Below are 23,276 nucleotides of genomic sequence, written 5' to 3' on the forward strand. Positions count from 1 at the left end.
GGAGTGGGCCAAGTACACCGCCCCGTCGTCCGGTGGGGTCAGTCACCGAAACCATGAAGGAGTTGGCTGGCCAAGCCGCGCGTCTTGTAGATTCGTATGAAGAACGGGCCTCAGTAACCTCGCGGATTCCCCCTGGAAACCGGAGGCATCCCAGGACACGAGGGCCCGGGGCGAAATTCAGCGACACAGAGTCGACAGACCTGGACTGTCTGTACATCCCATTCGAGACAAGATCGGCGGCGACCACCATGCGGCTGCGCGCACTCCTTGACACCGACGCGCTGGGCCTGCGGCTGCTGGGCGGTGAGGACGAGCTCGACCGCACCGTGCGCGGTGTGATGACCACGGACCTGCGCGACCCCAGCCGGTACCTCGCGGGCGGCGAACTGGTCCTGACGGGCCTCGCCTGGCGCCGTGACGCCTCCGACACGGAGCCCTTCGTCCGCATCCTCGCGAGCGCGGGCGTCGCGGCGCTCGCCGCGGGCGAGGCCGAGCTCGGCGACATCCCGGCCGACATCGTCGAGGCCTGCGCGCGGCACCGCCTTCCGCTGTTCGCCGTCAACGAGACGGTGGCCTTCGCGACGATCACCGAGCACGTCGTCCGCCAGGTCTCCGGCGAGCGGGCCGGAGACCTGGCCGCCGTCGTGGACCGGCACCGCCGCCTGATGACGTCGGGCCCCACGGGCGGCGGCCCCGACGTCGTACTCGACCTGCTCGGCTCCGACCTGGACCTGCGGGCCTGGGTCCTGTCCCCCGCCGGCCGCGCCATCGCGGGGTCGAGCGCGGCGGGCCCCGCCCTTTCCGGGCCGGTGTGCGCACGCCTGGCGGCCGAGCACCTGGCCGCGGCCCGCACGGGGCGGCGAGGCCCGCACCGGGTCCAGGTGGACGGCACGACGTACTCCCTGTTCCCCGTCCGGAGCAGTGGGCGCGGTCCGGCTTCCGCGGCGGCCGCGGCGAGCACGGCGGCCCTGCGTGACGTGCGCGAGACGGTCCTCTCGGACTGGCTCCTCGCGGTCGAGGCCGACGCGGGCGACTGGCCCGAGGAGCGGCTCGACCTGCTGCAGGGCGTCACCCAGCTGATCGCGGTGGAGCGCGACCGGCGCGACGCGGCCCGCACGGTGCGGCGCAGACTGGCGCAGGAAGTCCTCGAACTGGTGCAGACGGGCGCGGCCCCCGCGGAGATCGCGGCGCGCCTGCGGGTCGCGGCGCCCGTACTCCTTCCCGGCCTGGGCGCGGCACCGCACTGGCAGGTCGTGGTGGCCCGCGTCGAGTGGGACGGCGGCGAGATCGAGGGCGGCCCGGTGGCCCAGTCCCTCCTGGAGGAGATCCTCGTCGATCCTCTGTCGGCGGGCCCCGAGCCTTCCGACCGCATCGCGGTAGCCCATACGGGTGACGAGGCGATCGCGCTCGTGCCGCTGCCCGCGGTCTCCTCGGAGCACGACGGCTCGGAGACGGGCCTGCTTGCCGACTCCCTCCTGGAGTCCGTCCGCGACCCGCTCTCGGCGGGCCTCGACGGCGACGGCCGCCTCACGCTGGGCGTCAGCGCGTCCGTGCACTCGGCGGAGGGCCTTCGCGGCGCCCTGGAGGAGGCCCGGCACGCCCGCCGGGTCGCGGCGGCGCGCCCGGGCCGGGTCTGCGCGGCGGGCCACCAGGAGCTGGCCTCGCACGTCCTGCTGCTGCCCTTCGTCCCCGACGACGTGCGCCGGGCGTTCACGGCCCGTCTGCTCGACCCGCTGCGGGACTACGACCGGCGCCACCGGGCGGAGCTCATTCCGACCCTTGAGGCGTTCCTCGACTGCGACGGTTCCTGGACACGCTGTGCGGCGCGCCTGCACCTGCACGTCAACACGTTGCGCTACCGGGTCGGCCGTATAGAGCAGTTGACGGGCCGTGACCTCTCGCGCCTCGAGGACAAGCTCGATTTCTTCCTGGCACTGCGGATGAGCTGACGCGGGCGACCTCGGACGATCCGCTTTCATGGCCCGCCCTTTGTGAATTCTTTCACCCACCCCCTTGGCCCGATGTGCCGATCCATGCTGAGATGCGCCCACGACTCAACAGCTCAATGGCGTGCTCGGGGAGGGCAACGTGGCGCATCCCGCCATGTCTGGTACCGGAACGACTGCAGGGGACGATCCACTCCAGACCGCGGTATGGCGGCTGCGTTCGCGCGGCTGCTGGACCGACGCGGCCGCGCTGCTCGCCTCGCGAGAGGGGCCGGGTCCCGCACTCCAGAGAACCTCGCTGCTCGTCGAGCGGTGCCTGTTCACGGGAGAGGGCTGGGCCGAGGCGGAGGACGGACTGCGTACGGCGGAGGCACTGGCGGTTCAGGACGACGACCGCGGGGCCGCGGCGTGCGAGCGCGGGCAGCTGGCGTACGCCTCCACGGTGCTCGCCGTGCGGGACAGGGCTGACGAGGCGCGTACGGCGCTCGGGCGGGCGGCGGCGCTGCTTGCCCCGAATGCTCCGGGGCGCCCTCTTCTCGACTTCCGCCGGGGTCTGATCGCCGAGCACGTCGCGGACTCGCCCCAGGCGGCGCGGGCCGCCTATCGGCGGGCGCATGCGGGGGCGACGGCGCACGGTGACACCCTGCTCCTCTCCTTCACCTGGCGGCATCTGGCCGGACTCGCGCTGCGGGAGGGGGAGTTGGCGGAGGCGCGGCACGGGTTCGCGGAGTCGCTGCGGATCCGGGAGGAGCTGGGGTACTTGGTGGGTACGGCGCCCGCGCTCGCCGCTCTCGCCGATGCGGAGCCCGAACCGGAGGCCGGGCGCCTTCGGGCAGAGGCGGCTCGCCTGTTCCGGCTGATGGGCGGGGTGCCGTCGTGGCTGGCGCAGCATCTGACGCCACCGGCTCCGGCGGCGTAGGCCCCCGGCCCTTGGTTTTCAGCCCGGCCGACGTCTGAGGTCATCTTGTCGGGGGTCCAAGAGGGGGGAGCCCCCTGGTTTCGGGGAGGGGCGGGAGCGGGATCGGGGAGAGCCCCGCAGGGCACGCCCGGACCTCAGCCCCCCGCCCCCGCGAAGTGCTCCCGCACCAAGGTCTGGACGACCGCCAGATCCTTCGCGACCAGCGCCTCCAGCAGAGCCATGTGCTCCGCCGCGTCAGCGACAAGGTCCGCCCGGCGGCCGTGGACGGGGCCACTCACCAAGGGCCACTGCGACCGCCGGTGCAGATCATCCGCCACCTGCACCAGCTGCTGATTCCCCGAAAGGCCTAGCACCGCCCCGTGAAAGGCCCGGTCCGCCTCCGCGTAGCGGGCGAGGTCGCCGCCCGCCGCCGCCACCGCACTCGCCTCCGCCAGCGGCCGCACCTCGCACCACCGCGCCGCGGGCACCGTACGGGCGAGCCGCAGCATCACCGGCACCTCGATGAGCGCCCGCACCTCCGCCAGCTCCCCCAGCTCGCGCGCGCTCCGCTCGGTGACCCGGAAACCGCGGTTGGGCACGACCTCCACGGCCCCCTCGGTCGCCAGCTGCTGCATCGCCTCGCGCACGGGGGTCGCCGAGACCCCGAACCGCTCGCCGAGCACGGGCGCGGAGTACACCTCGCCGGGCGCGAGGTCGCCGCCGACGAGTGCGGCCCGCAGGGCGTCCAGGATCTGTCCGCGGACCGAGTTCCGCTGCACCGTCCTGCGGGGCGCGGGCAGCTCCACCGCCTCCCCGTGCGTGTGCTCACCCCGGGCCTGCGGGGCCGATGGGGCCCGCACCTGCTCCGGCACACGGACGGCGAGGCGGTACGCGTCATGCGCTCTGGCCTGCTCCACGAGTCCACCCCGAAGTCCGCTCGGTCCGAAAGGTACGAGAGGCACCATAGGCGGACAGCCCCGCAGTTGAAACCTCGATCATCATGGGTAAGGTTAGGCTTACCTGTAATCGATCGTGATTCGGTGGTCCACCCATGCCCGTTCCCACCTTGGCCGAGCGCGCCCCGAGCGCCCTCGCGGACGCCTACGCCCGCCTCACCGAGGTGTTCCCCGGACTGAGCGTGACGGAGTTCGGCGACGAGGAGCAGCCCCCACAGGGCGGCGGCTGGGTCACCGCATCCCGGCTCGCGGAGGGCGGGGCCGACCTCGACGCGTTTCTCGCGTGGGACGAGGCGCAGGTGCGCAAGGATTATGGGCAGGAGGGGCGTCCTGACGTCATCGCCAGCTTCGCCCTGCACCGCTACGCCTGGCCCGCCACTCTCCTCATCACCGTGCCGTGGTTCCTGCACCGCCGGGTGCCCCGCTACCCCGTACAGAACGTCGCCTACCAGCGCTCCCTCGGCCGCCTCGCCGTCCGCAGCACGGGCTTCGCCTGCCTGCCCGGCGATCCGGCCGCCGCACTGCCCGGCGCCCGCGTCGTGCCGGACGAGGAGGCCCTGCGCGCCGAGGTGCGCGACGCCGTCGCCGAGCACCTGGGTCCGCTCCTGGACGCCTTCGGGCCCCGGATGCGACGCCGCTCGCGCGCCCTGTGGAGCCTGGCCACGGACGAGATCGTCGAGGGGCTCTGGTACATCGCCCACCTCCTCGGCGACGAGGAGCGCGCCACGGTCGAGCTGGAGCGGCTGCTTCCGGGTGCCACCAAGCCGTACGTGGGCACGGCGGGGTTCCGTGAGCTGACCGGACCGAACGGGGAGTCGCTGCCGACGCGGGATCGCGCGAGCTGCTGCATGTTCTACACGCTGCGCCCCGAGGACACCTGCGTGACCTGCCCGCGCACCTGCGACGCGGACCGCGTCGCGCGGCTGAGCGCCGCCGCCGCGGCCTGACCGGAGCCTCGCGCCGGGCCCAAACCGCCACCCCTCCCCCGTTGAACCACCCGTTCGCGTTCGTTTAATCGAACTCAAATCCCCTTGCAAAGCGCTGTGTTCGAGCAAACGGCGCGCGCCGCACCCCTTTGCACCCCCCTTGGCGTTCTCTTGCCCCGAAACCCCACTGGGGGCCATCGGGTTTGGGTCACTATGGCGCCCGAACGCCCTACCGCGACGCAAGGGACCCCAGATGAGACTGACCGACATATCGCTGGACTGGCTGCTTCCGGGCGGCGTCCTGCTCCTGGGCATGCTGGTGGCGGTGGCGGTACTCGCACGCGGCAAGCGCGCCGGACAGAAGACGTCCGCCAACGCCTCCGGCGACGAGACCTGGGAACGCAGCGAGGAGCGCCGCAGGCGCAAGGAAGCCATCTACGGAACGGCCTCGTACGTTCTGCTGTTCTGCTGTGCGGCGGTCGCCGCCGCACTCTCCTTCCACGGCCTGGTCGGCTTCGGCCGGCAGAACCTCAACCTCACCGACGGCTGGGAGTACCTCGTCCCGTTCGGGCTCGACGGCGCGGCGATGTTCTGCTCCGTGCTCGCCGTGCGCGAGGCGAGCCACGGTGACGCGGCGCTCGGTTCGCGGCTCCTGGTGTGGACGTTCGCGGGTGCTGCCGCCTGGTTCAACTGGGTGCACGCGCCCCGGGGCATCGACCACGCGGGCGCCCCGCAGTTCTTCTCCGGGATGTCGCTGTCGGCCGCGGTGCTCTTCGACCGCGCGCTGAAGCAGACGCGCCGTGCGGCCCTGCGTGAACAGGGCCTGGTACCGCGGCCGTTGCCGCAGATCCGGATCGTGCGGTGGCTGCGCGCGCCCCGGGAGACCTTCGGCGCCTGGTCGCTGATGCTCCTCGAAGGCGTACGCACCCTGGACGAGGCGGTCGAGGAGGTCCGTGAGGACCGGCGTGAGAAGCAGCGCACCCGGATCACCAGGCGGGACCGGGAGAAGCTTGAGCGTGCGCAGCTCAAGGCGATCAGCAGGGGCCAGCGCGGCCTCCCCGGTCGCGGCGGCGGCCGTCAGGTCGACCTGCCTGCCGTCACGCCGGCCACGGGGGCGGCGCAGGTCACCGCGGACCCTTCCATAGCAACGCAGGAGCAATTGCCCCTGCGTTCCCGTCCCTCCCTCCAAGCCGTGAAGAGCGGCTCTGAACCCGTCACCGTCGACCTCACCGCCGAGGACGACACCCAGGCGCTGCCACGGCTCGACTCCCTCGAGCGCAAGCTCAAGGATCTGGAGCAGCAGTTCGGCTGATGTCAGCAGCGCAGGACGGGAGTTGGTCGGCGGTCCGGTTCACACCGGGCCGCCGTCCAGTTCGAACCACACCACCTTCCCGACCCCGTGCGCTCTTACGCCCCAGGCGTCCGCGAGACTCTGCACGAGCATCAGACCCCGGCCGTGCGTGTCGTCGTCGGCGTTCGGCACGCAGAGCTTCGGGCGACGCCCGACGAAGTCCCTGACCTCGACGCGCAGCTTGCCCGGCCGCACGGTCGCCGTCAGGATGGCGTCCCGGTCGGTGTGCACCAGTGCGTTCGTGACCAGCTCACTGGTCAGCAATTCGGCTATGTCGGATTCTCCGGGCCTCCCCCAGGACCGGAGCAGTTCGCGTAGCGCGCCCCTGACTTCGGGTACCGCCCGCAGGTCGGACCGCCCCAATCTGCGCCGGAGCTGGGCCCAGTGGGGCTCAGCCGACTTGCTGTCGATCGGCTCATCCCTTGCTTTCGGCGAAGAGGCCCCTAGATGACCTAGATGAATGGGGCCGCCCCCTCTTACTTGCCTTTTCATGATCCCCGCCCACAAACGAGATAATTCCTCCCTGATCGAACACGCACACGGAATGCATGCCCCTCCCAGTTGGCGGCACTCATGTCCATTCCTCAACGATTGGAGTGGGTGCGCCCCGGCCCGGTGGGGAAGTGAAGCGGTGGACCGTTTCCGCATGATCCCCACCGGGCCCGACCGCACCGCGCAGGGCCCGCCCGAGCATTCCGAGGAGCCGCCGTGCACGACGACCGACTGCTGGTGGAGGGACGCCTGGAGCGCGCCCTGAGGCAGTTCATCCGCCCCGCCCAGTACGCGGACCGTGTGCCGCTCACCCTCTCCGTCTGGCACGCGCCGGGCGAACCCGTCCCCGTCGCCGAGGCACTCGACGCCTCGTACGAGGACTTCGAGACGGGCACCGCGTGGGGAAAACCCTGGTCAACCAGCTGGTTCCGGTTGCGCGGGCAGGTGCCCGACGCCTGGCGCGGGCGGCATGTCGAGGTGGTCATCGACCCCGGCTTCACCGGTGAGGGTCCCGGCTTCCAGGCGGAGGGTCTGGTGTACGACGCGTCGGGCGTCCCGATCAAGGGCATTCACCCCCGCAATCGGTACATCCCCGTGGCAACTGCCGCGCAGGGGGGAGAGCAGGTACACCTCCTCCTGGAGGCGGCCGCCAACCCGACCGTTCTGCATGATTTCGAACCGACACCCCTGGGCGACGTACTGACCGCGGGGGATGGCCCCATCTACCGATTCGCGTCTGCCGATGTCGCCGTACTGGACGAGGACGTTTGGCAGTTGACGCTGGACATCGAGGTCCTTTCCGAGCTGATGTACGAACTGGACGCCGCCCGTCCGCGGCGCCACGAGATTCTGCGCGCCCTGGAGCGAGCGCTCGACGCACTGGATCTGCACGACGTGTCGGGCACGGCGGCGGCGGCCCGCGCCGAGCTCACGGATGTCCTCTCCAGTCCCGCGCACGCCAGCGCACACCGGGTTTCGGCCACCGGGCACGCCCATATCGACTCGGCCTGGCTGTGGCCACTGCGCGAGACGGTGCGCAAGGCGTCCCGCACCTTTGCCAATGTGACGGCTCTCGCAAAGGACTATCCCGAGCTGGTATTCGCCTGCTCACAGGCCCAGCAGTACGCCTGGGTCAAGGAGCACCAGCCGCACATCTGGGAGCGCATCAAGAAGTCCGTCGCGGACGGCAACTGGTCTCCGGTGGGTTCCATGTGGGTCGAGTCGGACGCCAACATGCCGGGCGGCGAGGCCCTTGCCCGGCAGATCACACACGGGATGCGGTTCTTCCGCGAGGAGCTGGGGATCGAGACGCAGGAGATCTGGCTGCCGGACTCCTTCGGCTACACGGCGGCCTTCCCGCAGCTGGCGAAACTCGCGGGCGTCCGCTGGTTCCTCACCCAGAAGCTGAGCTGGAACCAGACCAACAAGATGCCGCACCACACCTTCTGGTGGGAAGGCATCGACGGCACGCGCGTCTTCACGCACTTCCCTCCGGTGGACACCTACAACTCCCAGATCCACGGCGCCGAACTCGCGCACGCGGAGCGGAACTTCACCGAGAAGGGCCGTGCTTCGCACTCCCTCGTCCCGTTCGGCTGGGGCGACGGCGGCGGCGGTCCGACCCGCGAAATGCTGGAGAAGGCACGGCGGGTGCGCTCCCTGGAGGGTTCGCCGCGCGTCGAGATCGTGAAGCCGTCGGCGTTCTTCACCGCGGCAGAGGAGGAGTACGGGGCACAGGCGCCGGTCTGGTCCGGCGAGCTCTATCTGGAGCTGCACCGCGCCACGTACACCTCGCAGGCGGCCACCAAGCGCGGCAACCGCCGCACCGAACACGCCCTGCGCGAGGCCGAGTTGTGGTGCACCGCCGCCGCCGTGCGCGACCCTGCCTACGCCTACCCCTACTCGACCCTCGACCGGCTCTGGAAGACCGTGCTCCTGCACCAGTTCCACGACATCCTGCCGGGATCGTCGATCGCCTGGGTGCACCGCGAGGCCCGCGACACGTACGAGCGCGTGCTCGCCGAGCTCGATGAGATCACCGCGGCGGCGGTCCGCTCCCTGGGCCCGGGAGGTCCCGTCGCGCTCAACTCGTCGCCGTACGCGCGCAGCGAGGTCGTCACGGCCGACGACGGCACCCTGGTGCACGTCGACGTCCCGGCCCTGGGGAGCAAGGGACTCGAAGAGGCCGTCTCGTACACGCGGGAGACCGGGGCGACCGCTCTCCTCGCCGACGGCGAGATCCAGTTGCTGAACGAGCATCTGCGCGTCGCCATCGACACGGACGGGCTGCTGACCTCCGTGCACGACATCGACGCGCACCGCGAGGTCCTGTCCCCCGGCTCGCGCGGCAACCTCCTCCAGCTGCACCCCGACCACCCCACGCACTACGACGCGTGGGACCTCGACAAGCACTACCGCAACACCCACACCGACCTGACGGACGCCGAGTCCGTGGAGCTGGTCGAGGACGGGCCGCTGCGCGTCGCCGTCCGTGTGGTGCGGGCCTTCGGGAAGTCGCGGATCACCCAGGAGATCCGGCTCGCGGCGGGCAGCCGCCGTCTCGACGTCGTCACGGAGGTCGACTGGCAGGAGTCGGAGAAGGTGCTCAAGGCCGCGTTCCCACTGGACGTGCACGCCGAACGGTCGTCCGCCGAGATCCAGTTCGGGCACGTGAACCGCTCCACGCACGCCAACACCGGCTGGGACGCGGCCCGTTTCGAGATCTGCGCGCACCGGTGGCTGCGGGTCGCCGAGGAGGCGTACGGCGTGGCGGTGCTCAACGACTCGACGTATGGCCATGACGTGACGCGCGCGCCGCACGAGGGCGGGCTCGGCACCACCGTGCGGCTCACGCTCCTGCGCGCCCCGCACAGTCCGGACCCTCAGACGGACCTGGGCACCCACCGGTTCACGTACGCGCTGCTGCCCGGTGCGACGACGGGTGACGCGGTCGCGGAGGGGCTCGCGCTCAACCTGCCGCTGCGGGTCGCCGCCGCGCCCGTCCTGCCGTCCTTGGTGAGCGTCGACAATCCGGCGGTGACCGTGGAGTCGGTGAAGCTCGCGGACGACGGGAGCGGCGATGTGGTGGTGCGGCTCTACGAGTCGCGGGGCGGGCGTGCGGCGGCGGCGCTCACCACGTCGTTCGCGGTGAGCGCGGCCGAGGTGACCGACCTCCTGGAGCGCCCGCTCGAACCGGCCCACGCCGACGACTCGGGGATCGTGCTGGCGCTGCGTCCGTTCCAGATCCTGACGCTGAGGCTGCGACCGGCCTGATCGGACTGGTGGGGCTGTTCGGCCGTCAGGGGCGTGGCACGTTCCGCAGGTTGGAGCGTGCCATCTGGAGCATGCGGCCGACCCCGCCGTCCAGGACGATCTTGCTGGCGGAGAGCGCGAAGCCGGTCACCATGTCGGAGCTGATCTTGGGCGGGATGGAGAGGGCGTTCGGGTCCGTGACGATGTCGACGAGGGCGGGCCCCTTGTGCGCGAAGGCGTCCTTCAGGGCGCCCGCGAGCTGCTTGGGCTTCTCCACCCGCACTCCGTAGGCGCCGGCGGCGCGGGCCACGGCGGCGAAGTCGGGGTTGTGGTTGGCCGTGCCGAACGAAGGGAGCCCGGCCACCAGCATCTCCAACTCGACCATTCCCAGGGCGGAGTTGTTGAAGAGTACGACCTTCACGGGCAGGTCGTACTGGACGAGGGTGAGGAAGTCGCCCATCAGCATGGAGAACCCGCCGTCGCCCGACATCGAGACGACCTGGCGCTTCCGGTCGGTGAACTGGGCGCCGATCGCCTGCGGCAGGGCGTTGGCCATCGAGCCGTGGCTGAAGGAGCCGATGATGCGGCGCTTGCCGTTCGGGGAGAGATAGCGGGCCGCCCAGACGTTGCACATGCCCGTGTCGACGGTGAACACCGCGTCGTCCGCGGCGAGATCGTCGACCACGGAGGCCACGTACTCGGGGTGGATCGGGATGTGCTTCTCGACCTTGCGCGTGTAGGCCTTGACGACGCCTTCGAGCGCGTCCGCGTGCTTCTTCAGCATCTTGTCGAGGAACTTGCGGCTGGACTTGGGCGTGACGCGCGGGGTGAGACAGCGCAGGGTCTCGCGTACGTCGCCCCAGACGGCGAGGTCCAGCTTGGAGCGGCGGCCGAGGCGTTCGGGCCGCACGTCGACCTGGGCGATCTTGACGTCGTCGGGCAGGAAGGCGTTGTACGGGAAGTCGGTGCCGAGCAGGATGAGGAGGTCGCACTCGTGGGTGGCCTCGTACGCGGCGCCGTAGCCGAGCAGGCCGCTCATCCCCACGTCATAGGGATTGTCGTACTGGATCCATTCCTTGCCGCGCAGGGCGTGCCCCACCGGGGATTTGATCTTCTCGGCGAACTCCATGACCTCGGCGTGCGCCCCTGCCGTGCCGCTGCCGCAGAAGAGGGTGACCTTGTCGGCCTCGTCGATCATCGCGGCGAGCTTGTCGATCTCCGTGTCGCCGGGGCGTACGGAGGGGCGCGAGGTGACCAGGGCGCTCTCCGCGGACTTGTCCGGGGCGGGCTCGTCGGCGATGTCTCCTGGCAGGGTGACGACACTGACGCCGGACTGCCCGACCGCGTGCTGGATGGCGGTGTGGAGCAGCCGCGGCATCTGCTTCGGGCTTGAGATCATCTCGCTGTAGTGGCTGCAGTCCTTGAAGAGCCGATCGGGGTGGGTCTCCTGGAAGAACCCGAGGCCGATCTCGCTCGACGGGATGTGCGACGCCAGGGCGAGGACGGGCGCCATGGAGCGGTGGGCGTCGTAGAGGCCGTTGATCAGGTGGAGGTTGCCGGGGCCGCAGGATCCGGCGCAGACGGCGAGGCTCCCGGTGATCTGGGCCTCGGCACCGGCCGCGAAGGCCGCGGTCTCCTCGTGCCTGACCTGCACCCACTCGATGCCCTTGGTGCGCCTGATCGCGTCCACGACCGGGTTGAGGCTGTCGCCCACGACTCCGTACATGCGGCGCACACCGGCGCGGACGAGGATGTCGACGAACTGTTCGGCGACGTTCTGCTTGGCCATGGCTACACGAACCCTTCAGTCCCCTTGACTCTCTTGTGACTCCTTGGGGTCCATGAATTCACAGGGCGGGCGCTCACGCCTCCCAAACAGCGGCCGCCGTTCGGTCGTCCGCGTACCCCTTGACCCTGACCTGGATGTCCGCGAGGAAGGTCGCAAGGCCCGGCGGACCGCTCTTGGCCCACCGCTGCGTGAGGTGCGCGGCGAGCTCGGACTCTCCGCTCAGGGGGTCGGCGAGGCCGCCGCTGCAGAGCAGCAGGGCATCACCCGGGCGGGCTACGGAGGCGCGGAAGCGGAAGGGCTCGCGGGGCGGGGGCTCGGGGGCGGGTTCGTACGGGCTGGGGGGCGTGATGATCCCCATGTCCATGGTCAGCCGGTCGCCGTCCGGGGTCTGGGGCGGCACGGAACCGAACCCGACGACGGGGAGCCCTGTGTCACCGGCGGAGTCGCTGACGCGGGGCTCGATGTCCTGCAAGGCGCCGTCCCTGAGCCGGAAGAGTCCGCCGCTCCCGACGCCGAAGAAGACACGGGTGCGGCACTCGGGGTCGGCGGGCAGGAGCAGACAGCGCAGGGACGCAGCGTACTCGTCGGGCTCGATGCCCAGGTCCGTGGCGTGCGCGCGCAGCTTGCCAAGGCTGCGGTCGGTGAGCCGGTGCAGGCCGCTCTTGAGGTCGCCGCGCCGGGCGGCCCTGATGTCCTCGGACAGCCGCTGGTGGCTGCGGCCCACGGCGCGCCCGATCCAGGCGCAGGCCTCGGCGGCGGCGCGGTGGGCGCCGGGAGTGGCCCGCGCCCCGGTGGCCATGGCGATCAGGACGAGAGCGCTCTCTCCGGTCCCGAACCGCGCGGTGAGCAGCGAATCGCGCCGTGGCTCGCCCCGGTACCGCGCGGAGTCCCCGCGCACGGAGACGGCTCGCAGCGTGGAGGTGCCGCACCGGGCGCCGTCGAGCACGGTGTCGGCGACCAGATCGCCGAGGTCGTCGGGGTCGGCGGCGGGCAGGACGGTGGGCTCGGCGTCGTAGGTGGGCGGGCCGTCGCCCACGTACGAGACGGCGTTCGCGGCGGGCGCCGACACGATGTCTTCCCGAGGTTCGTACACGGTGCCGGGCGGCCCCGCGGACGCGTCGGGCAGGCGGGGCTCGGGGACCGCGGTGGTGCGGCTGGGGAGTGGTTCCGGCGCACCGGCGCCGGGTGGCTTGGGTGCGTCGGGGAAGGTCACCGGGCCCGTGGGCGCTGCGGGGGGCTCCCAGGGGGCGGTGGCGGGGCGGGTGCGGGGCGGGGGTGGGGGCTCGGGCGCTTGCGGAAGCGCTCCTTCCGCGCTCCTGGCCCGTGGGGGCGGCGCCCCGTCCGGTGGCACGAGACCGCCTTCGCCGACGGACGCGCTGACCGCCGACGCGAATCTGTCGTCGAGGGTGTCGGCCGCCTCGGCCGGACCCGTGTCATGAGCGGAGTCGTCGTACAGCTGACCCCACCAGTCGTCCTCCTGGCCGGAGGCCCCGTCGTGCGTCTCCCCCTGCTGGCTCATGCCCCTATTGTCCACCGCGGAGGCCGCACGAAAACGGTTCATCCGGAAATTCCGGCCGCCGGAAGAGTGATGAAGAGCCGCCGGGCGGGCCCACCCCCCACGGGAGGACCGCCCGGCGGTGTCTGTGTGTTTATCGCACGTCGTAGGCGCGATCCACCGTCTGAGTGACGGAACTTCCGTTCGCATCCGTCAGTTCGGTCCTGAGCCGGACGTGCTTGCCCGAGGCGCCCGCGTGGTTCACGGTGGCGGTCCACTTCCCCCCGGCGGCGGACGTCTTGGCCTCGATCCAGGTCTCGCCTTCGTCGTACGAGTAGGACAGCGCCGCCGACTTGAGCGCGCCGGGCTTGTAGCCGGCGTGTCCCGTGGCCGTGATCCCGATCCGCAGGCCGTCTTCGGCGGCAAGGGTCTTCATGCCGTCCTCCGGCAGCTGATAGCGCGGGAACAGCATCGGGATGCCCTGCGAGTAGGCCTCCTCGTCGAGGTGCGAGCGGAACGCCCACGTGGTCCGCGTGCCCGTGGACCGCTGCCAGACCTTCGAGCCGATCTTCTGGGTGCTGAGGGTCAGTTCGTACGCCGAGTCGGCGGCCGGGACATCGAACACACCGGACGGCCAGCCGGACTCGCCCACGATCTCTCCGTCCCGCTTCAGCTGGACACTGCCGATGTCGCCGAACCCGCCCTGGATCCCGGCGTGTTCGCCGTCGCCCCAGAAACCGGGAGCGACCCCGATCAGATTGCCCTGCCGCTCCCCCGCGAGAGCGAGCCCGCCCTCTGCGTCACGCGGCGCGGCCGGGGTCAGCACTCCGTCGTACCACTTCTCGCTGCGCCGTTCCCCCTTCTCGTACGTCCGCACCGGGTCGATCATGAACTCCCCGAACGGGAAGCTGCTCGACACCTGGTGGCCCCAGCCGGTCGTGCCCGCCGAGTAGTACTCGGTGCGCTTGCCGGGGGCCGGGACCGATTCGAAGTCGCCGAAGTACACCTCGAGCCCCGAGGGACGGACGGCGGACGGCAGGTCCACGTAGTCCGTGGCCGTGCCCATCGCGCGGTACGTCGCCTCGTTCGCGGCGAGGTCCTTGTCGCGCACCCGGTAGGTGCGGTCGTCGCGGATCTGGCCGGTCTCGGGGAAGGCGAGGTTGTAGACGTAGGGGCTCTTCGCCGTTCCCTTCCACTTCAATTCGACGGGTCCGTTGCCCAGTTGGCCGAGCAGGGTAGCCGCCTCGTCCGTCTGGATGCCGAGGACCGGCAGCGGGGAGCCGCTGAGGCCGACCGCGGGGTACCAGCGGCCCGGCGCCGTGCGGTGAGCGATGACGGCGACCGCTCCGGCCGTCTTGGCGTCTCTGGCGACGGCGCTCGCGCTGCCGTCGTCCGCGACCTTGACCAGGGCGATCTTGCCCTTGACTCCGGCGGCGTCGAGCTCATCGAGTGTACCGGACCCGGCGTCCACGAGAGCGGCCTTGCCCGTGCCGTCGAGGTTGGCCGAGCCGGTGGACGCGGTCACGGGGTGCAGCGGCTTGCCGCCCTTCACGGCGAGCTCGGAGAGCAGAGGTGCCGCCGCGCGCCAGTAGCTGCCGGACTCGAAGGTGCCGTCGGTCGCCTTGCCCTCGACGGACTGGTAGAAGCCGCGGATGGAGCGCGGCCCCGCGGCGGTGCCGGCGTGCAGCCAGTGGTCGGTGCCCCAGCTGCGGGCGAACCCGAGGGTGGCGCCCCGCACTTCGGACTCCTTGTCCGTCTTGACGGTCAGGCGGTGCGCCTTGCGGGCGTCGAGCGTGACCGTCATGTCCTTCTTGACCTCGACCTGGGGCCGGGCCAGGTGCGTGAGCGAGTCGTTCAGCGTGCCGCCGTCCGCGTCGGGTGTGGTGATGAAGCCGGTCAGGAAGTAGGCGCCGGGGCGGACTTGGTAGGTCTGGTCGTTGGCGCCCTCGTTGAAGCGCCGCTCACCGCGGGCGTCGTCGGTGCCGATGACGTCGACGGACGACGCGCCGTCGGCGGGCTTTCCCGCGCGGTCGACGAGCTTCACGCGGAGGCTGACGGTCTCGGGCTGTACGTAGAGGGCGAAGGGCGTGGAGACCGCGACGCCCCCGCTCGCCTTCGCCAGGACGCGGCCGGTCACGTCGCCGTACTGTGCCCGCTTCAGGCTCGCGTCGGGGTCCAGCTTCAGCGGGACCTCGACCGTGGCCTTGGCCGCGACCTTCACGGAGCGCTCGCCGAGCTTGGCGATGTCCGACCGGACGGCGGAACCGTCGTTGCCGGTGACGCCCTGCACGGACAGCTTCAACTCCACTGCCTTGTCGGTGGTGTTGGTGTACGGGACGGCGACCGTCGTGCGGTCCGAGTTGTCCTGGGGCCAGCCGAAGCTGCCGCCCTGTACGGCGGGCGAGCCGAGCACCTTCTGGTCGACGGCCGCCTTCACGTCGAGGCGACCGCCGCCCGTCTCGGTCACATCACCCGGGATGCCGCTGTCCGCCGACGACACGAGGGCCGACTTGATCTGCTGCGCGCTCCAGTCCGGGTGGCGCTGCTTGACCAGGGCGGCGGCGCCCGCGACGTGCGGGGTCGCCATCGACGTACCGCTCATGGACTGGTAGGCGTAGACGCCTCTGCCGCCCGCCGCGGCGGCGGAGATGTCGACTCCGGGCGCGGCGATCTCCGGCTTGAGGGTGTGTGAGCCGTACGCGGGCCCCCGGCTGGAGAAGGAGGCCGTCGAGTCGTCGCGGTCGACGGCGCCGACCGTCAGGACGCTCGGCGCGCAGCCGGGCGAGGAGACGGAGTTGAGGCTCGGCCCGGTGTTGCCCGCGGCGAGCACGAAGAGGGTGTTCTCGGCGGACTGCGCGAGTTCCTCGGTAGCCGTGCTCATCGGGTCCGTGCAGTCGGTCCGCGCCGGGTTGCCGAGGCTCATGGAGACGACATCGGCCTTCTCGTCGACGGCCCACTGCATGCCCGCGATGATCCACGACGTGGCGCCTGAGCCACTGTCGTTGAGGACCTTGCCGTGCAGCAGCTCGGTGCCGGGGGCGACGCCCTTCTTCTTGCCGCCGCTCGCGGCGCCGGTGCCGCCGACGGTCGAGGTGGTGTGGGTGCCGTGGCCCTGGCGGTCCTCGTTGTCCGGGGAGTCGGTGAAGTTCTCGGTCGCGCCGATCCGGCCCTTGAGGTCGGGGTGTTCGGCGTCGGCGCCGGTGTCGAGGACGGCGACCTTGGTGCCCTTGCCGTCGTAGCCCGCGGCCCAGGCCTCGGGGGCGTGCACCTGCTTGGTCGACTTGTCGAGAGTGGCCTTGACCTTGGCGTCCAGCCACAGCTTCTTCAGGCCCGCCCCGGAACGGGACTTGACCGACGTGACGTCGGCCCAGAAGTCCGCGGCCTTCTTCTTGTCGGCCTTCAGCGCGACACCGTCGACGGGTTCGAGGACGAGCCCGCGCTCGGCGCCACGCGGGGTCGCGGGCACCGAGCGCGTGACGTCGACGGACTTGCCGTACACGGCGATGAGCGGCAGCTTCTTGGCGTGCGCGTCGTCGTAGCCCTGGCGGACGAGCCCGGTGACGTTGAAGAGCTCCTCGTCGACCTTGCCGTCGGCGATCGCGTGGACGGCGCCCTCGGGATAGACGTACAGGTCCTTGCCGGACTGCCTGGTCTGGATGAGCGGCACCGTGCCGTCGGCGCCGGGCAGCGCGCTGGCGCCCGCGCGGTCCTTGCCGTCGGACGTGACGAGGATGCGGTCGCCGGTGACGAGGGTGACGACGGAGCTCCCCTCGCCCCGTGGCGCACCCCCCACCAGCGGGCTCGTGTCCGCCGCGGCCGTGCGTGGCTCGGCCACGGACGGTACGGCCGCGGTGACGGCGAGGACGGCGGCGGACGCCGCCCCCAAGGCCGTACGCGATATCGGGCGCATCGCTCTCCCCAGGATTGTCGGGCATGCGGAACCACAGCCGAAATCGGGCCGAAGGCCGTATTCACGGCTGCCGTTGGTGCAGCGGTGGCGTCACCTTGGCAGAGAGGCGGGGGGTGCGGGGATGATGTCCCGGGGCGGGTTTACGCCGTGGCTCTTTTCCGCCATGGAGCCGTCGGAACGGATCTCTGGGGAGGGACGTCGCCGCATGCTGGCTGCGATAGGTCTGGACGAGACGCACGAATCGGCGTACCGCGCCCTTGTGGCGGTGGGCGCCGCCGACGTGCCCGATCTCGCGCGGCGGCTCTCGCTGGGCGAGCCCGACACGGTGCGCGCGCTGCGCCGCCTTGAGCTGCACGGCCTCGCGGCCCAGGCGTCGGGCAGGGCGGGCCGGTGGGTGGCGGCTCCACCGGGGGTCGCGCTCGGCGCACTCCTGACCCAGCAGCGGCACGAACTGGACAAGGCCGAACTCGCGGCGAAGCTGCTCGCCGAGGAGTACCGCGCGCAGGCCGCCGAGCCCGCGGTGCACGACCTGGTCGAGGTCGTCACCGGCGCGGGCGCGGTCTCGCAGCGCTTCCTCCAGCTCCAGCTGGGCGCGAGCACCGAGGTGTGCGCCCTGGTGACCGGCAACCCCGTGGCCGTCACCGGCATGGAGAACAACGCGGAGGAGCAGGCCGCGGGCCGCGGCGTCACCTACCGCGTGGTGGTCGAGCGCTCCGTCCTCGCGCTCCCCACCGGGCTCATCGAACTGTCGACGGCGATCGGCCGCAACGAACAGGTGCGCGTCGTGGACCGCGTCCCGACGAAGCTGGTGATCGCCGACGGCTCCCTCGCGATGGTGCCGCTGACCTCGCGCAGGGCCGAGCCCGCCGCGCTCGTGGTGCACGCGAGCGGTTTGCTCGAATCCCTGAGCGGGCTCTTCGAGGCGGTGTGGCGGGAGGCGCTGCCGCTGCGGCTCGGCGAGGACGGCCGCTCGGTCACCGAGGACGCCGCCGAAGGACCCGACGGCGCGGACCTGGAGATCCTGTCGCTGCTGCTCGCGGGCCTGACGGACGCGAGCGTCGCCAAGCAGCTCGACCTGGGCCTTCGGACGGTGCAGCGCCGGGTCAAACGCCTGATGGAGCTGGCGGGCGTGACGACGCGCCTCCAGCTGGGCTGGCACGCGTACGAACGGGGCTGGGTGGCGCGCTAGCCCGTGTCGATGCGGCAGGGTGCGCCAGGGTGTGGCAAGGACTGACGCGCGATCTGCGGTTTTGCCCCGTTTCCTGCACGCTTGGCAGATGGGAGCGTGGGAACTTCTGCTGGTCGGAGTAGTGCTGCTGCTCGGAATCGGCGGAGTGCTTGTCCCCGGAGTGCCGGGACCGTGGCTGGTGTGGGCCGCGATTCTGTGGTGGGCGCTGCAGGATCCGGAGCCGGTCGCCTGGGGGATCCTGGTCGGCGCCTCCGTCGTACTCCTCGTGGCGCAGGGGGTCCGATGGCTGCTGCCGCCACGGCGACTGCGGGAGAGCGGCGCCACGCGCCGGACAGCCGTGTACGCGGGCGCCGGGGCACTGGTGGGGTTCTGCGTGCTGCCGGTGATCGGGTCGCTCCCGGGATTCGTCGGAGGGATCTACCTCTCGGAGCGGCTGCGGCTCGGCGGGCACGGGGAGGCGGCCACGGCGACGCGGACGGCCATGCGGGCGGGCGGGTGGAGCGTGCTGACCGAGCTGTTCGCGTGCTTGTTGATCGCGGGGGCGTGGCTGGGGGCCGTGATCTGGGGTTGAGGCCGACAAGGCCGTTGAGCCCCGACACCCACTACGAGGCCCACTACGACACCCACTCAGTATGAGTTCACATACATATACCGCCATCGGATCTCTCCCGCCTCATTGACGGGATGCCGCACCATCTCTAGCTTTCAGCGGAGGTAAAGCTCCGATGACTGACTATGACTCGATGGCGCGGTAACTGCTCGGGAGACGCGATGCCAAAACCGTCCAGAAGAACCGTGCTCGCCACCACCGGAACCGCGGTCGGCGGCGCGCTGATGGCCGGGGGCCTGCCCGCCCAGGCCACGGCCGCTCCCCAGGAGACGGGAGCGGGAGCAGGAGCAGGAGCAGAAGCAGCAGCGCTGAGCGCGCCCGGCGACCCCTGGCGCACCGTCCTCGACGACGCCGATCTGGTCTGGCAGAAGCTGCCGAAGACCTGGTACGAGGGTCCCTACCTGGGCAACGGCTTCCTCGGCTCGGGGATCTACGCGGAACCGAGCACGCGGCCGGACGGCCGGACCACCGCCCTGCGCTTCAACATCCAGCACTCCGAGGTGCAGGACCACCGCCCCGAGTTCGGTTCCCTCTTCGGCCTCGCACGCCTGCCGATCGGCCACTTCACCCTCGAACCCGTCGGCAGGATCACGGGCGTCGACTGGCGCCTGCGGCTGCGCGACGCCGAGCTGACCGGCACTCTCACCACCGACAAGGGCACCCTGAAGCTCCGCGCGCAGGTGCACGACACGCGTTCCGTCCTCGCCGTCGAGGTCGCACCGAGCGCGGGCGAGCGCGGCTTCCGCTGGGTGTTCCATCCGGCCGACGCGATCAGCCCGCGCGCCGCGTTCAAGCCGCTGCCGGAGGGATACGCGGGCAACCCGCCCGCCGAGATCAAGGAGTACGACGGCGTCACGGCCGCCGTACAGCCGCTGCTCGCTGGCGGCCGGCACGTCACCGCGTGGCGGGAGCGGACGCGGGGCAGCACACGGACGCTGTACGTGAACGTGGCGCACTCGCACCCGGGCACGGCGGCCCGCGACCGTGCGGTGCGCGCGGTGCGGGGTGCGGCGGCCCTCTCGTACGACGGGCTCGCGGTGTCGCACCGGGCCTGGTGGCACGCGTACTACCGCAAGAGCTTCCTGTCGCTGCCCGACGCCCGGATGCAGCGCTTCTACTGGATCCAGCTCTACAAGACGGCGGCGGCAGCACGTCGCGACGCCCCGGTGATGGCGACCTGCGGCCCCTGGCTGGAGCCCACCCCGTGGCCCAACACCTGGTGGAACCTGAACGTTCAGCTGGAGTACTGGCTGATCCACGGCTCCAACCACCTCGAACTCGACGCCGTGACACGCGCGTTGAGCGAGTTCCGGTCCAACCTCACCAAGGAGATGGCCGCCCCCTACCGCGCGGACTCGCTCGGCATCCCGCGCACCACGGATCCGTCCTTGGTGAACGGCGCATCGGTGACGGACGGCGGTTACGGGGTCGGCGTCCCCGGCCAGGACCCGCCGACTCCGGAGGTCGGCAACCTCACTTGGGCTCTGCACAATGTCTGGCTGAGCTACCGCCACACCATGGACAAGTCGATCCTGCGCGACGTCCTCTTCCCCCTCCTGCGGAAGGCGGTCACCTACTACCTGCACTTCCTGGAGCCGGGCCCGGACGGCAGGCTGCACCTCCCTGCGACCTACTCGCCCGAGTACGGCGGCAACTCGCGCGACTGCAACTACGACCTGATGCTGCTCAAGTGGGGCTGCCGCACGCTCCTCGAATCAGCGGAACTCCTGGGTGTGAACGACACGTTGGCGCCGCGCTGGCGCGACGTGGGGAGCAGGCTCGCCGCGTACCCGACCGACGCGAACGGCTACATGATCGGCGCGGACATCCCCTTCGCGAAGTCGCACCGCCACTACTCCCACATGCTCGCGGTATACCCCCTCTACGAGGTGACGGGCCGCACGGCGGACGAACGCGCCCTGATGGAGAGGTCCCTGGCCCACTGGGTCGGCTTCGAGGGTGCCCTGCAGGGCTACACGTTCACGGGCGCGGCGTCCATGTCGGCGCTGCTCGGCAAGGGCGAGGACGCGCTGAAGTACCTGGGGCAGCTGATGACGCGGTTCATCCAGCCCAACACCATGTACAAGGAGTCGGGCCCGGTCATCGAGACCCCGCTCTCCGCCGCACAGTCCCTGCACGACATGGTCTGCCAGTCCTGGGGCGACGTCATCCGCGTCTTCCCCGCGCTGCCGTCGGCGTGGGCGGACCTCACGGTGCACAACTTCCGTACGCAGGGGGCGTTCCTGCTCAGCGCGGTGCGCAAGGGCGGGGTGACCCGCTGGGTGCGGCTCGTGAGCGAGGCGGGGGCGCCGTGCGTCGTGCGGCACGGGATCGCGGGGGCGATCGAGGTGCGGGACGAGCGGGGGCGCCCTGTCTCGTACGAGGACGTGGGCGAGGGCGCGGTCGAGATCGCCCTCGGGCGGGGCGGGTCGGCGCTGATCACCGCTGAGGGTGACCGGCCCGATCTGCGGATCACTCCGGTCGAACCGAACGAGGATGCGCCGCGCTGGGGCCTTCCGGCGGCCTAGAGCGGCTGCCCGGACCGGCTGTCTGTACCGGCGCCCGGACCGGCGCCCGGACCGGCTGTCCGCCGACCCTGGGGCCAAGATCCGATGCGTGGACGGGGTACGCGTGCGAGGCTCGCGCCATGACCGAATTCAGCGAGGCCGAGCGGGCGTACCTCAAGTCCCAGCGTCTGGGCCGGATGGCCAGCGTCGATGCGACGGGTCAGCCGCAGGCGAACCCTGTCGGGTTCTTTCCGCAGGATGACGGGACGATCCTGATCGGCGGGTACGCGCTGGGCACCACCAAGAAGTGGCGCAATCTCCAGGGGAATCCGAAGGTGTCACTGGTCGTCGACGACATCGTGAGCGAGAGGCCGTGGAAGGTGCGGGGCGTCGACATCCGTGGGGACGCGGAACTCCTCACGGGGCCGCATGAGTTGGGGCCTGACTTCAGTGAGGAGCTGATCCGTATTCATCCTCGGCGGATCCATAGCTGGGGATTGGATCAGTGAATCCTCCCCGACCCCGCCGTCAGCACATGCCGCACCCCGTACGACCGCCACGGCCGCCACCCATCAGGCACCGGCTCACCGGGCCATCCCACATCGGGATCCCCCAACGCCCGCATCCGAATCAACGCCACGACCCCCTCCCCCACACCCGCCAGAGCCGCGAGCCCCGCCCCCGCGTCCTCCCGATCCGCCCCCGCGTCCAACCGCACCCGCCCATCAGCGAGCGCACCGGCCAACTCCCCCAACGGGCCCGGCTCCCCGGCAAGCGCCCCCGGCTCGGGGAACACATGGGTGAGGGCCCCGCACGGCGCGTCCAGCGCCTTCCCGTACCGCTCCACCAGCGAGGAGGCCTCCGCACGCCCCACCAGCGCCCGCACCGCGAACTCCTCGGGATCGGCGGCCCCCGGCGACCGCAGTCCGGGCCGCGCGGCGACCAGCGGAGCGAGCCGTGGATCGGCGCCGAGCCGCTCGTCGACGGCGTACGGATCCGCGTCGAGGTCGAAGAGCCGGCGCAGCCGCTGTACGGCGGTCGTGAGGTCCCGCAGATCCGTCAGATGGAGCCGCGCGTCCAGCCACCCGCCGACCCCGTGATCACTCTCCTCGACGGCCACGATCCCCGTGCCGTACGGCAACCGCAGCGTACGCCGGTAGGTCCGCGCGCCCACGTCGCCGCTGACCTGCTCGACCCCGTCGACGGCCTCGTCGGAGAGCAGGTCGAAGACGGCACCGGCCAGGTAGGCCCCCCGGTAGGCGAGCCGCAGCGGCACTCCGGCGGCCGGGGTGGCGCGCCCCGCGCCCCTGCCACGCGGCGCGGCGTCCCGCAGGGCGGTGGGCGTCAGCGCGTACACCGCCCGGATCGTGTCGTTGAACTGCCGCACGCTTGCGAACCCCGCGGCGAACGCGATCTCCGTGATCGGCAGCCCCGTGGTCTGGAGCAACACCCGCGCGGTGTGCGCCCGTTGGGCCCGCGCGAGGGCGACAGGACCCGCCCCGAGCTCGGCGGTGAGCTGCCGCTGCACCTGCCGTGAGCTGTAGCCGAGCCGCACGGCGAGGCCGGGGACGCCCTCGCGGTCGACGACACCGTCACCGATCATGCGCATGGCGCGGCCCACGACGTCCGCGCGTACGTTCCACTCCGCGGACCCCGGCACGGCGTCCGGACGGCAGCGTCGGCAGGCCCGGAATCCGGAACCCTGGGCCGCGGCCGCCGTGGTGTAGTAGCGGACGTTCTGGCGCTTCGGGGTGACGGCGGGGCAGCTGGGCCGGCAGTAGATGCCGGTGGTCTCGACGGCGAAGAAGAACTCTCCGTCGAAGCGCGCGTCGCGGCTGCGCACCGCCTCGTACCTGGTCTCTTCATCGATCACATGGACCAGTGTGCGGCCTCGCAGGGCGTTCGGCTGGCGGAATTCGGACACCACGTTGCGGGGGGCCCGAGCGCCCCGCGAC

Annotated in this window: 15 protein-coding genes; 9 read left to right on the top strand and 6 right to left on the bottom strand. The window is 71.4% G+C overall.

Going from position 1 to position 23,276, the window contains the following annotated elements; translation table 11 throughout:
- Window positions 1-248: 248 nt before the first annotated feature.
- Entirely contained in the window at window positions 249-1,949 is a 1,701-nt protein-coding gene (locus ACZ5CR_RS31490) for a PucR family transcriptional regulator (protein ID WP_468863660.1), read from the top strand.
- Window positions 1,950-2,103: 154 nt separating this feature from the next.
- Window positions 2,104-2,865: a hypothetical protein gene (locus ACZ5CR_RS31495; RefSeq protein WP_383284668.1), complete on the top strand. Its 762-nt coding sequence runs from the start codon at window positions 2,104-2,106 to the stop codon at window positions 2,863-2,865.
- 134 nt (window positions 2,866-2,999) lie between these two features.
- On the opposite strand, the gene ACZ5CR_RS31500 is transcribed toward ACZ5CR_RS31495, so the two are convergent.
- Window positions 3,000-3,761 (bottom strand): GntR family transcriptional regulator, encoded by a 762-nt coding sequence (locus tag ACZ5CR_RS31500; protein ID WP_468863662.1) that lies wholly within the window; start codon window positions 3,759-3,761, stop codon window positions 3,000-3,002.
- A gap of 134 nt (window positions 3,762-3,895) precedes the next feature.
- Between ACZ5CR_RS31500 and ACZ5CR_RS31505 the strand changes: the two genes are divergently transcribed.
- Together ACZ5CR_RS31505 and ACZ5CR_RS31510 are read left to right on the top strand one after the other, a co-directional pair.
- On the top strand, window positions 3,896-4,747 hold the full coding sequence (locus ACZ5CR_RS31505; RefSeq protein WP_468863665.1) for a (2Fe-2S)-binding protein: 852 nt from the start codon (window positions 3,896-3,898) through the stop codon (window positions 4,745-4,747).
- A 232-nt stretch (window positions 4,748-4,979) separates the two neighbouring features.
- Entirely contained in the window at window positions 4,980-6,038 is a 1,059-nt protein-coding gene (locus ACZ5CR_RS31510; protein ID WP_468863667.1) for a DUF2637 domain-containing protein, read from the top strand.
- 39 nt (window positions 6,039-6,077) lie between these two features.
- Here ACZ5CR_RS31510 and ACZ5CR_RS31515 read toward each other — a convergent pair whose 3' ends face one another.
- Complete coding sequence (locus ACZ5CR_RS31515) at window positions 6,078-6,569, bottom strand: ATP-binding protein (RefSeq protein WP_468863669.1); 492 nt, start codon at window positions 6,567-6,569, stop codon at window positions 6,078-6,080.
- Between the two features lie 216 nt (window positions 6,570-6,785).
- Here ACZ5CR_RS31515 and ACZ5CR_RS31520 point away from each other — a divergent pair, with 216 nt between their 5' ends.
- Entirely contained in the window at window positions 6,786-9,842 is a 3,057-nt protein-coding gene (locus ACZ5CR_RS31520; protein ID WP_468863670.1) for an alpha-mannosidase, read from the top strand.
- A 25-nt stretch (window positions 9,843-9,867) separates the two neighbouring features.
- Here the strand turns inward: ACZ5CR_RS31520 and ACZ5CR_RS31525 are convergent, their stop codons facing one another.
- From ACZ5CR_RS31525 to ACZ5CR_RS31535, 3 genes are all read right to left on the bottom strand, one after another.
- The gene (locus ACZ5CR_RS31525) at window positions 9,868-11,610 is read right to left on the bottom strand and encodes a pyruvate dehydrogenase (protein WP_468863672.1); all 1,743 of its coding nucleotides are present in this window, start codon (window positions 11,608-11,610) and stop codon (window positions 9,868-9,870) included.
- A 73-nt stretch (window positions 11,611-11,683) separates the two neighbouring features.
- A complete protein-coding gene (locus ACZ5CR_RS31530) occupies window positions 11,684-13,129 on the bottom strand; it encodes a protein phosphatase 2C domain-containing protein (RefSeq protein ID WP_468863675.1) in 1,446 nt (481 codons plus the stop codon).
- Between the two features lie 130 nt (window positions 13,130-13,259).
- Window positions 13,260-17,015, bottom strand: a complete 3,756-nt coding sequence (locus ACZ5CR_RS31535; RefSeq protein ID WP_468863677.1) for a S8 family peptidase — start codon at window positions 17,013-17,015, stop codon at window positions 13,260-13,262.
- A 205-nt stretch (window positions 17,016-17,220) separates the two neighbouring features.
- Here ACZ5CR_RS31535 and ACZ5CR_RS31540 point away from each other — a divergent pair, with 205 nt between their 5' ends.
- The 4 genes from ACZ5CR_RS31540 (at window position 17,221) to ACZ5CR_RS31555 (ending at window position 21,830) form a co-directional block, all read left to right on the top strand.
- Entirely contained in the window at window positions 17,221-18,204 is a 984-nt protein-coding gene (locus tag ACZ5CR_RS31540; RefSeq protein WP_468863679.1) for a helix-turn-helix transcriptional regulator, read from the top strand.
- Window positions 18,205-18,292: 88 nt separating this feature from the next.
- Window positions 18,293-18,775: a DUF456 domain-containing protein gene (locus tag ACZ5CR_RS31545; protein ID WP_468863681.1), complete on the top strand. Its 483-nt coding sequence runs from the start codon at window positions 18,293-18,295 to the stop codon at window positions 18,773-18,775.
- A 200-nt stretch (window positions 18,776-18,975) separates the two neighbouring features.
- The gene (locus ACZ5CR_RS31550; protein ID WP_468863683.1) at window positions 18,976-21,342 is read left to right on the top strand and encodes a glycosyl hydrolase family 95 catalytic domain-containing protein; all 2,367 of its coding nucleotides are present in this window, start codon (window positions 18,976-18,978) and stop codon (window positions 21,340-21,342) included.
- A 119-nt stretch (window positions 21,343-21,461) separates the two neighbouring features.
- The gene (locus ACZ5CR_RS31555; protein ID WP_468863685.1) at window positions 21,462-21,830 is read left to right on the top strand and encodes a PPOX class F420-dependent oxidoreductase; all 369 of its coding nucleotides are present in this window, start codon (window positions 21,462-21,464) and stop codon (window positions 21,828-21,830) included.
- Here ACZ5CR_RS31555 and ACZ5CR_RS31560 read toward each other — a convergent pair.
- A complete protein-coding gene (locus ACZ5CR_RS31560; protein WP_468863862.1) occupies window positions 21,824-23,191 on the bottom strand; it encodes a DNA-3-methyladenine glycosylase 2 family protein in 1,368 nt (455 codons plus the stop codon). The genes ACZ5CR_RS31555 and ACZ5CR_RS31560 overlap by 7 nt on opposite strands.
- Window positions 23,192-23,276 lie beyond the last annotated feature (85 nt).

This window comes from Streptomyces sp. NPDC031274, assembly GCF_055570235.1.